Annotated in this window: 15 protein-coding genes; all 15 read left to right on the top strand. The window is 64.8% G+C overall.

What is annotated here, in order from left to right; all coding sequences use genetic code 11:
- Positions 1–85 precede the first annotated feature (85 nt).
- Positions 86–319: a hypothetical protein gene (locus QK444_RS24185; RefSeq protein WP_282783976.1), complete on the top strand. Its 234-nt coding sequence runs from the start codon at positions 86–88 to the stop codon at positions 317–319.
- Positions 319–2,403 carry a hypothetical protein gene (locus tag QK444_RS24180; protein ID WP_282783974.1) on the top strand — a complete coding sequence of 695 codons (2,085 nt, stop codon included), beginning with the start codon at positions 319–321 and terminating at the stop codon, positions 2,401–2,403. The genes QK444_RS24185 and QK444_RS24180 overlap by 1 nt, the downstream gene beginning before the upstream one ends.
- Positions 2,400–3,041, top strand: coding sequence for a hypothetical protein (locus QK444_RS24175; RefSeq protein ID WP_282783972.1), 642 nt, complete (start codon positions 2,400–2,402; stop codon positions 3,039–3,041). The genes QK444_RS24180 and QK444_RS24175 overlap by 4 nt, the downstream gene beginning before the upstream one ends.
- 5 nt (positions 3,042–3,046) lie before the next feature.
- A complete protein-coding gene (locus tag QK444_RS24170; protein ID WP_282783970.1) occupies positions 3,047–3,889 on the top strand; it encodes a hypothetical protein in 843 nt (280 codons plus the stop codon).
- A complete protein-coding gene (locus QK444_RS24165) occupies positions 3,886–4,863 on the top strand; it encodes a helix-turn-helix domain-containing protein (protein WP_282783969.1) in 978 nt (325 codons plus the stop codon). The genes QK444_RS24170 and QK444_RS24165 overlap by 4 nt, the downstream gene beginning before the upstream one ends.
- Positions 4,860–5,330, top strand: a complete 471-nt coding sequence (locus QK444_RS24160) for a hypothetical protein (protein WP_282783967.1) — start codon at positions 4,860–4,862, stop codon at positions 5,328–5,330. The genes QK444_RS24165 and QK444_RS24160 overlap by 4 nt, the downstream gene beginning before the upstream one ends.
- 21 nt (positions 5,331–5,351) lie before the next feature.
- A complete protein-coding gene (locus tag QK444_RS24155; RefSeq protein WP_282783965.1) occupies positions 5,352–6,212 on the top strand; it encodes a hypothetical protein in 861 nt (286 codons plus the stop codon).
- A 173-nt stretch (positions 6,213–6,385) separates the two neighbouring features.
- Positions 6,386–6,880: a single-stranded DNA-binding protein gene (locus tag QK444_RS24150; RefSeq protein WP_282783963.1), complete on the top strand. Its 495-nt coding sequence runs from the start codon at positions 6,386–6,388 to the stop codon at positions 6,878–6,880.
- 2 nt (positions 6,881–6,882) lie between these two features.
- The gene (locus tag QK444_RS24145) at positions 6,883–7,131 is read left to right on the top strand and encodes a hypothetical protein (protein WP_282783961.1); all 249 of its coding nucleotides are present in this window, start codon (positions 6,883–6,885) and stop codon (positions 7,129–7,131) included.
- 2 nt (positions 7,132–7,133) lie between these two features.
- On the top strand, positions 7,134–7,592 hold the full coding sequence (locus QK444_RS24140) for a hypothetical protein (protein WP_282783959.1): 459 nt from the start codon (positions 7,134–7,136) through the stop codon (positions 7,590–7,592).
- Positions 7,592–7,891, top strand: a complete 300-nt coding sequence (locus QK444_RS24135; RefSeq protein ID WP_282783958.1) for a hypothetical protein — start codon at positions 7,592–7,594, stop codon at positions 7,889–7,891. The genes QK444_RS24140 and QK444_RS24135 overlap by 1 nt, the downstream gene beginning before the upstream one ends.
- Positions 7,891–8,082 (top strand): hypothetical protein, encoded by a 192-nt coding sequence (locus QK444_RS24130; RefSeq protein ID WP_282783956.1) that lies wholly within the window; start codon positions 7,891–7,893, stop codon positions 8,080–8,082. The genes QK444_RS24135 and QK444_RS24130 overlap by 1 nt, the downstream gene beginning before the upstream one ends.
- A complete protein-coding gene (locus QK444_RS24125) occupies positions 8,079–8,354 on the top strand; it encodes a hypothetical protein (protein ID WP_282783954.1) in 276 nt (91 codons plus the stop codon). Before QK444_RS24130 ends, QK444_RS24125 begins: the two co-directional genes overlap by 4 nt.
- The gene (locus QK444_RS24120) at positions 8,341–8,547 is read left to right on the top strand and encodes a hypothetical protein (RefSeq protein ID WP_282783952.1); all 207 of its coding nucleotides are present in this window, start codon (positions 8,341–8,343) and stop codon (positions 8,545–8,547) included. Before QK444_RS24125 ends, QK444_RS24120 begins: the two co-directional genes overlap by 14 nt.
- Positions 8,548–8,826: 279 nt before the next feature.
- Positions 8,827–9,627 carry a hypothetical protein gene (locus QK444_RS24115; RefSeq protein WP_282783950.1) on the top strand — a complete coding sequence of 267 codons (801 nt, stop codon included), beginning with the start codon at positions 8,827–8,829 and terminating at the stop codon, positions 9,625–9,627.
- Positions 9,628–10,345 lie beyond the last annotated feature (718 nt).

The raw sequence follows: 10,345 nt of genomic DNA, 5'->3' as shown, positions 1-10,345 counted from the left end.
GCGCATCGGCGTGGGGTGGATGTGCTGGCGAATCTCGAAATCCATGACCTGGATGTGACTTTGGCGCGGAAGGGAGTGCGCTGACATGACAGACACGTATTGGCCGTTGGTGGTGGTGGCGGACACGGCGGGTGGGGAAGACCCGTCGCGGATCACCCGCCGCCTCACCGACGCCCTATCCCGCTCGGGCATACGAGCCGACCGCTACACAATCTGGTCCGGCACCGTCCACGCGGGCGTGCTGCGGCTGCCCGCGCAGGAGATGCGCACGGTCCTGGAACACCTGCTCGACCCGGGCACGCGGGGCGGTGAGCGGTGATGAGCGACTGCAAACCGTTGATCACCCCGTACGACTGCGGCGACGCGATAGCGCCCGCGCCGATCGAGCCGGTCGAACCCCATGCGGTGCCCGCGCCGGTGCCGGAGGTGCCGACCGGGACAGCGGGTTCGGCGGCGGTCCCGCCGGAACCGACGCACACGCCGGTGTTCGAGAACGCGACGCTGCCCAACGGGTGGCAGGCCCCGGACTGGAGCGTGCATCTGCCCTCAGTGCCCGAGGCGTTCGAGTTCGCGGGCACCTCCCTGGCCGGGGCCGGATTCCTCACCGCCCTCGGAGTCGGCATGAACGTCCTGGCCGCGCGGCGACGGTGGGAGGCACGGCAGATACGCAACTACGCCGCCGGATCGTTGGTGCTGCCGGTCGGCGCGATCTGGACCTCCGACTCCTGGACCGCACCCTTGAGCCTGTGGTGGGACGGCGCGGGCGTGTTACTGAACCACGGTCTCGCGTCCGGGGCGTTGGCGGCGATGGCCGCGGGCGGGGTCCCGGTCGCGTTCTGGGCCGCCGCCGCCTGGCGGGCACGGTTTTTGGGTCGGCTCGGCACCGAAGGGGTGGGGTCACCCTCGAAGACCCGCCGTCTGCAACGCCGCCAGCAACTCGGTAAAGCCCGGGCCGCGCGGAAGGCGGCGAAGTACGGTGCCCCGATCACCTCCGGGTGGCTGCACTCCAAGGCGGTGTTGGGCACGTTGTCGGAGTTCACCGACGCGACCCAGCCGACCACGGTCACCGAACTCGCCGGGCGGCGCGGGTCGAAGCTGGCGATTCCGATCGAGGGTCTGGGGCACATGGTGTTGCTGGGCATGTCTCAGCGGGCCGGGAAGACCACCCTGCTGACCCGGTTCGGTACCGGCCTGTATTGCGCGTACTGGCATCGCTACGTGCGGACCGGCGAGAAACGCCCGTTGTTGATCTTCGTGGATTGCAAGGGCGGCAAACCCGGTCTCGCGACCGGGCGGGAGCTGGTGAAGATCGCGGCCCGACTCAAGGTCGACCCGCGCCGTGTCGCGTTGTGGCCGGTGACGAATCGGTTGGATTTGTGGGCGATGGACGCCGAGGACATGTGCGCCACTCTCGAATCGATGATCAACCCGGTCGCGTCGACCGATGCGGGCGCGGAGCATTTCAAGCAGAACCGTATCCGCGTGACCAAGCTCGCGGTGCTGGCTCCGGGTGGGCCGCCGCGCTCGAAACAGGCGTTCCTGGACCGCCTGTCGGTGTCATGGTTGAAAACCGCGTATAAGGCGGATCAGTCGGTGCTGGACGAGATCGACGCGTTGGAGAAGAACAAACCCCCCGCCGTCGGCGACGTCAGCGGAAAGTTCCGCAACATCTTCGCCGCGATCGGGGAGGGCTTCGACGGCGGCCGCCCCTTGAACTCGTTCGACATGATTTATGCGACGGTGCCGGGCACGGTGCGCGGGGAGTATGCCCGCGCCCAGGTCGCCGCCCTGGTCACCCTCATCGAGCAGTTTGCGTGTGGGGAGCATGACCGCCAGATTGTGTTGATCATCGATGAGATGTCGGCGGTGGCGGACAAAACCGGCGGCATCAACCAAACCAACATCGCCGAACGGTTGTTGGGGATGGGAGTGGTGGCGATCTTCGCCGCCCAGAACCAATTCGGCCTCGGCCAAACCCCCGATGACCGCCGCCGCCTCCTCGAATCCTGCCCCTCCGGCGCACTGCTCATGAAACTCGAAGGGGCGGGCAAAGTCTCGGAGGTGTTCGGGTCCCGCCCGGTCACCGAGAACACCCGCCACACCCGACACGGGAAACTCGGGGACGAAGGCTCGCTGGGGCAACGGGAAACGTTCTTCATCGACCCCAACCAACTCGCCGAATTCGAACGCGGCGACGTGGTGTGGGTGCACGCCCGCCAAGCCCACTGGGGCCACGTCGTCCCCATCGACCTGGACGAACTGGCCCCGCTTCCGGCCGATCCGTGCCCGCAGAAATGGGCGACCAGCACACGGCCACGGGTGCCGTTGCTGCGGGTGCGGGACCTGGATTCCGGGCGGACTCGTCAGGCAGATCTGGGGTTCGAGGGCGGTGACACCGCATGACCGACCACACCCCCGAGGTAACACTGTCCGCCGAGGCGGCGCGGGAGTTGACCGCGCAGATCCGCGCCTGTGTCGAGCAGGTGTGGGCGTTGATCGAGCAGGCGTTCACCGCGCGGGCGTGGGTGGCGTTGGGTTATCCGAGCTGGGATGCGTACTGCGTCAGCGAGTTCGACCGCTCCCGACTCCGCATCCCCCGCGAGGAACGCGCCGAGGTCGTGGCGTCGATGCGGGAGATCGGAATGAGCACCCGCGCCATCGCCGCCGCCACCGGGGTAGATCGCGGCACCGTGCGCGCCGATCTGGCTCAGGTGGGTGAAAACCACCCACCTGACACGGTCATCGGCACCGACGGCAAAACCTACCCACCGAAACACCCTGCCCCACAACAAAACCCGACAACTGGATCAGAGCAGGCCGGTGCGGCGGCGCGGCGTCGTCGCCCGATCACCGAGGCGTTCGACACCACCCGCTACGAGCTGACCAAGAAGGCCGAGTCCCTGGCACGGCTGGCCGCCGACGACCGGTTCGACCGCCACGCTACTCAGCTCGCGCACCGATACCGCGGTGACCTGATCCGCGCCCGGGACGCGATCCAAACCGTCCTCGACCGTTTCCCCGACCCCACCACGAAGGAGTAGAAATCATGCATCTTGTCAATCCTGATCAGCCGGAGCGGGTGGTCAGTCAGATCATCGAGATCGATGCCGCGATGGCGCGGCGGATGCTCGAACACAACCGCAACAATCGTCCGATCCGTCAGGCGCGGGTGCAGCAGTACTTCGAGGACATGACCTCGAGCCGGTGGCGGTTCAACGGCGAAGCGATCAAGTTCGGCCCCGACGGCGAACTCCTCGACGGCCAGCACCGCCTGGCCGCCATCGCCCGCACCAGCGGCCAGGTGTTCCCGATGCTGGTCGTGCGCGGCCTCGCGGCCGATACGCAGGTCACGATGGACCAGGGCGCGCGCCGCACCCCCGCCGACCAACTCACCATTTCCGGGATCACCGGCCACAACACCACCCTCGTCGCCGCGGCACTGCGGGTCTACATTCCGTGGTTGGAAGGCAACCTGTTCGGCGACTACACCCGCAACAAGATCTCGACCACGCGGATCGTGGAATACGCCACCGTTTACCCCGAAACCGTCGCCCGCGCCGAACGATTCACCTCCGTTGCCTCCCGATTGAAGGCCCGCCCCGCGGTCGCGTGCGCGGTCCTGATCCGGTTGTCGGAGGTCGACGAGACCGCCGCCGCGGAATTCGTGCGCCTGTGGGACTCGGGCGCGGGCCTGCCCGCCGGGTCGCCGATTCTGGCGTTGCGGCAGCGCCTGGACATCCTGCATCGCACGGGAGTGCGTACCAGTGATCGGGATCAGATCGGGTTGATCGTGACCGCCTGGAATCTGTGGCGACGCGGGCGCAGCGTGGCGAAGCTGTTGCGGCCCAAGGGCGGGTTCAGCGCCGACAACTTCCCGGAGCCTCGATGAACGGCCAGACCGGCGGACAGTACCGCGACGACATGACCGCCCCGTGGCCACCTCCGGGCAGCCCGGACAGCGGGAGTGGACACAGGGAAACCCGGAGCGGTCACGCCGTGGTCAGCCCGGACATGGCTCCCGGTGTGACGCACGGTCGGGTGGTGGCGTGGGCGGGGTTCGTGTTCGGGTCGGTGACCTCGATCGCGGCCAACGTCCTGCATGCCTGGCTCCCCGCCCCGGACATGCCGCCGGGGTGGACACCGGGTATCGCGCCGCAGATCGGGGCCGCGATCTGGCCCATCGGCCTGCTGCTCAGCGTCGAAGTGCTGTCACGGGCGCGGTGGCGGCGGGGTGGGTTGTGGGCGCTGGCCCGCTACGGCGGCGCGGGCACGGTTGCTCTCGGGTCGGCGGTCATTTCCTACGGCCATGTGCGAGATGTGTTGCTGGCGTGGGGATACGGGCCGTTGGGGGCGTCGGTCGGGCCGCTCACTCTCGATGGACTGATGGTCATCTCCGGCTTCGCGCTGTTGTCGATGACCGCCACCGATACCACCCCAACCACGTTCAACGAGACCCAGACCGCGCCGAATGCCGCAGTCGCACCAGCGATCACCGGTCCGACGCGGTCCGACCCGATCGTGTCCACCCCGGACAGCATGGCCGCTGCCGTGACCGTCGACGTCGCCCCCGTGGTGTCCCCGGTGTCCGGACAGGCGGACACCGGGGCGGAAGGCGAGGACAGCGGGGCGGACACCCGTCGTTCCCGCGCTCACGAGCTACACGCCCGGGGGTGGTCACACGGCCGGATCGCGGCCGACCTCCAGGTCAGCAAACGCACCGTGCGCCGCTACTTGGCCACCCCACCGGACAGCGGCCACGACACCGACGCCACGGTGTCCACCCCCAACCCCACCGGCCCCGTGCTGCCGGTACCGGAGATCACCACCAACCACCACCGACCCCTCGAAGGAGCCCTGCTATGAACCACGACCACAACCCGAATCCCGTTCCCGGTATCGATTGGGACGGCGAACTGCAAGCGCTGATGGAGGCCAGCGGTATCGAACCCCGCTACGCCGACCGCCCCACCTGGCCCACCCGAATCCGCCGCCGCCTGCGCACCGCACGGCCGGTGCTGTTCGGCATTGGTGCCACCGGGGCCGGGATGTGGTGGGTCGCGCACTCCGGTGCCCCGAGCGCGGCGACGGTGCCGTTGCTGGTGTGGCTGACGGGCTGGATCGGCTACTGGGCCTGGATCGGATTCGGCCGCCCCGACACCGCCACCACCGCCCACACTCTTCACACCATCGCCGTCCACGGTTTCCGTGCCGGTTCGCGGTTCGCCTTCCGGCATTCCCGGCCGTTGCGTGCCCGCTGGCGCGCCTGGCAGGCCGCCCGCGCCCGAGCCCGTGCCGCCACCGCACAGCCTGCCCCCGCCACCGCCATCTGACCCTGACAGGAGTGAATCATTATGCCCGGCAATGAGGTTGACGAGACGAGTCGCAGTTATCAGCAGTTGATGCAGATGATCGTGCATCTGGCCTACCAGTACGCGCGCACCCGGCAGCGGTTGCCGAAGATGACTCGTGAGCAGTACCGGCAGTTCCAGCACGATCTGGACGAGCGGATGCGGTTCGAGCAGCACGACCGCGCGAACGCCAAAGCCTGGTACGAGGCGCGTATCGCCGACTACCACCGGGAAGCCTCCGTACTGGCCCACGCCGTCGTGGCGGGGGATTTCAGCATCGACGAGGAATCGCGCCGCAAGGCGTTCCTGGACGGGATGCGCGCCGATATCGAGCACTCCGTCCACACGGTGGGCGCGTTGAGTCCCGAGGAACGCGGGCAGATCGTGCGAGCCCTCGACCGGATCGAGGCTGACCCGCGTGTCCGTTTCGAGCACGGGGTGTTCACGCCGATGACCCGCAAGGAGCAAGCGGTCGCACGACAGGCCGCCGCCACCTCCGAAACCGCTGTCCTCACCCACCGTGAGGAACTCGACGCCCGCGCCGCCGAACACGATCCGACGACCGGTACCGACCGCACCGTCAGACGACTCCGTGCCGATAACGCGCGCCTGACCAATCAGGTCCAGCAGCTCACCGCCGAGAACACCGCCTTGCACGCCAAGGTCGCGACGCTCGAAGCCCAAGCCGCCGCCACGGCCACGGCGCAGACATCGACCAACGGCCACAGCCAGCACCCGGCGGCCGAGCAGCAGCAGACCGATCAGCGGTCGCGGACCGCGCAGCACACCGAGTCCGCCCAGCAGGCGGCCGAGGCCGATATCAACCCCGACCACGGTCAGGCCCAGATGGAGGCCGAGGCGTGACGAATGCCGTTGTAGCCCCTGAGTTTTCAACCACCACAACCAGAAAGGAGATACCGCTACGACACCTGACACCCGGTGATCGATCCGCAGCACATCCGAGTTCGCGGACCGTTTCACCGTCGAAACCTCGGTTTCGAAAACCTTGTTAGTACAGCATGTTTAGGAGACATGACATGTCCGGAGAGACCACTCTCACCATAGTCGGCAACCTGACCTCCGACCCGGAGTTGCGCGAAACCGCAGGCGGGCACGCGGTGGTGAACTTCACCGTCGCGGCGACCCCGCGCGTGTTCGACCGCAGCACCAATCAGTGGACCGACGGGGCCGCGTTGTTCATGCGCTGTCAGATGTGGCGCGATGCCGCGGAGAACATCGCCGAATCCCTCACCAAGAGCGCACGAGTGATCGTGTGCGGCAAGCTCCAGCAACGCAGCTACGACGACCGCGAGGGCAACAAACGCACCGTCGTGGAACTGGTCGCCGACGAAGTGGGCGTGTCACTCAAATACGCCGTCGCCAAACCGATCAAACGATCGACCCGCACCCGCACCAGCGGCGCCGGGAACAGCGGCGGCGGTCAGCGCACCACCGGTAGCGGAGTGAAGAACGGCGGACATCGGGGCAGCGATGACCCGTGGACCGACCACACCCCGGACGAGGTGGCGTGATCATGTCGAACCCATTTCCGCACAACAACGACGAGCACCCTGAGAACACGCATCTGCCCGAGGGCGGGATGTCGGCGAGGTTCTACACCTCCTACGACGAAACCCTCGATCAGGTGATGTTCGGGATCGTGTTCGCCTGCGGCTGCGAGTTGATGACCGCGATGAGCCTGGACCAGGCCCTGGCGGTCCACGACCTGTTCGACGGTGCCCTCGACGACGCCTACCACCACCACACCCAGAAAGGAATCTGATCATGGCGTACCTGAGCACCGCCGCCCACGCCGACAACGACGACGGTCGAGGCGGATGCGGCTACCTCGAAACCCACTGGCACGACATGCCCGAAGCCACCGTGACACGCCTCCCCGAGGGAGACATCCGGGGTGACATTGAGATCTGCTGGAGCGTCGGTTTCTACGACGGCGTGCGCGCGGACCTCACGGTCAGCGAGGCCCGCACCTTGCGGGACAACCTGACCCGGGCGATCAACCAGTACTTCGGTATCGACAACGACGTCGAGAACCCCGACACCCTCATCGACGCGGGCGCGGGGTTCGAGCCGGAGGAGTTCGTGTTCTGCCAGACCTGCTACGGCCGGATCTGGCCAGTGGGCACCAGCCCGGACTGGTGGATGCACGAATACGAGGACCAGCACACCCATACCGCCGTACCCGCCGAACCCGAACCCGAGACCGGGGCGGAGGTGGCCTGATGACCTATGTCTATCTGCGCACCGAACCCCGGGTGTGGACGGTCGGGTTCTACACCCCCGACGGGCACTGGGAACCCGAGTCCGATCACGGCAGCGAAGACGCTGCGGCTGAACGGGTCCGGGTCCTCAACGGCGGCGGCAGCGCCATCGATGTGGCCGAGCTGATCAAGGAACGCGACGACCTCAAGCACCAGTGCACCGAACTGCTCGATCAGGTGCAGTGCCTGCAATGGGACCTCGGAGCGCTCCAAGCCCAGCACGACCACTGCCCACAGCCCGCCACCCGCGGGAGGCGGTGATGACCGTGCTCGCCGATGTGCATGTCATCGACCGATCACAGCTCTACACCGTGATCGGAACCGCACTCGCGGACCTAGCCGAGGTCGGGGTGATCGTGGGTGACATCGATGTCGCCGACGAACAGATCGTGACCGCGATCTGCACCCGCTGGCCCACGGTGTTCACCGACACCCAGGAGGTGCCGGCATGAACAGCGGATACCAGTACTGCGGGTGCGGAGGCTGCTTCGACATCACCGTCGGAACCCTCGGCACACGGTCGCTGTGCGGACTCTGCGACGAGGCAGGGTGCGTCATCGGCGACACCGACTGCCAGCGCGAGGATGCTGACACACCGCAGTGTCAGCACACGTTCCGGATCGCGATGAACGGATTCAGCGAAGAATGCGTGCACTGCGGTCTACGCGTCGAGATCGACGAACCGGACTTCACCGATTCGGGCACCGATCATGGCTCGCCGTAGAAAACCCCTCAGCCCGCGCAGGCAGCTGACGCTCGGGCGGGAGATCCAACAGCAGTACGACCAGGGCCGCAGCTGGACCGCGATCGCCGTCGACTTCGACCTGTCGAAGACCACGGTGCAACGCCTGGCCAAGCTCTACCGCACCGACTGCGACCGGAAAGCCCACCAACACCAGCTGACCCTGTTCGACTGAACCACTCCAGACAACTGAACACCGAACAGACGGAGACCGTGCCATTCCAGGTGGCACGGTCTCCGTGTAGTTTCTACCACGTTCTGCTGATACTGGTCAGTGCGTATCCCGATGCGGACAGATGCAAAGAAAAGACGAGGCTGTTTGTATTTGATCGGCCAGTCTATTCGATTCCTCGCTGTCCCGACTGGGTGCTATTTTTGAAGTGAGTGCAGTGCTATCGTCAATATTGGTAGATGCAGAACATGCAGCTCGTGAACATGGAGGGGTGATAATTCGGTGAGTGCAGTAGAATCTGTTGGATTGTGGGTGGGCCTATTGAGTGGTGTTGTCGGTGTTGTCTTGGCTACTGTTTCAATTACCTTTACCTATCTTGTTGAAAAGCGTGCATCGCAGATAAGCATTCAGATGATTCAGTCGTTGCAAAAAATTGAAACGGTAGTGGAGCGTACTACTGCGGATACCTCCGAACTAATCTCCGTTGCATGGAATAGATTGCTGCCGCCCGCGGCTGGTGTCGATGACGAGAATATTCGCAAACAACCAGACATATCTCCTGGTCAGATCTCATCTGGGGCCATTGCTGAGCTTCGCGAAGAGTTGTTGAGGGTAAATGGTACCGACTCGGAGCGTATCGATGCGCTTAATGCTGCTATTGAAACACTACGCCAATCTATTGATGCTCACCTTGTTATGAGTAGTGCAGCCAACTTCGATCCGATAGCGCAGACTCGTCGTCGATTGCTCTCCTTAAGTCCTTACTCGCTGGCCTTGGTTAATGAAATTAGCGGAAATGTGCACTTGACGTACAAGCAGTACAGACTGTTGATGCGTGATCGAGAATGTCGATTAGCGCTGGAAGAGCTTCGTCGTGAATCTATCCTATTTCCGTTAGAGGGAATCGGTTCAGATGGTGAGCCAGTACCCGTCTATTGGCTCGACCCCGCTATTTCGAAAATAGTTCCTGCATTGCTTCAAAGTGTCCCTTCGCCACCTGAAGATATAAGTGAAAAGGTATCTAGATTGCTCGACAGTATTTCGTATCCCGGCGACGAATCTGGCCCGGGTTCTGGAAATTGATAATCTACCATCGGGGAGGAATGATTCGGTTGGAATGCCTGCTTCTGGGATAATGTCTTTACTGGTTCTGTATGACAAGAGCTGGATAGGCCACATTTGGCAATCCAGCTCTCGACAAATCAAAGCGGCGCTCTACCTTTGAACTACTCGCCCTTGGAATGGACGAGACAGGATTCGAACCCGCAATTTCCGCGATATTTAGCCCCTTCACTGTCATCTTACGGCACCCTGGGAAGTTCGCTGACTTGACCGGATTGGTTGCATGTAGCAATCAACTGGTCATGGTCATTTGTACGGGGCGCGGGCGAGAGGCGGGCGGGCGTCGCCTGCCCGCTCACCAGCCCGTCATGGGTGCCGCAGAGGCTCCCGATTCCAGAGGACGCGCCGACCGAATTCCTCTACCCAACCGTCAGCTGATTGCCCAGCGCGGCGGGGGAATTCGGTCGACCGGAGGCGCGGACCCTGGAATCGCTGGAGGGGCGGCACCCACACAATCCCGCGCCCCAGCCGTGCTCGCCAGCCGCCGCGGGCATTCGTACAGCCATCGGCTTCCAGACCCCGCTACCGACTCGGAGACAACCCGAATCAACGCCTACATGCTGCCGGAACGAACCCGGATCGACACCGGAGCACTCGCGACAGCCATCGGAGTAGGCCCGGACAAGCCGAGAAACCAGCGGATGGCCCCCGGAGTTATTGAGAATTCAATCCGGGGATG

The organism is Nocardia sp. CC201C, from assembly GCF_030010695.1.
In the GTDB taxonomy this organism is placed as follows: domain Bacteria; phylum Actinomycetota; class Actinomycetes; order Mycobacteriales; family Mycobacteriaceae; genus Nocardia; species Nocardia otitidiscaviarum.
This window is presented reverse-complemented; position numbering and strand designations above follow the sequence as displayed.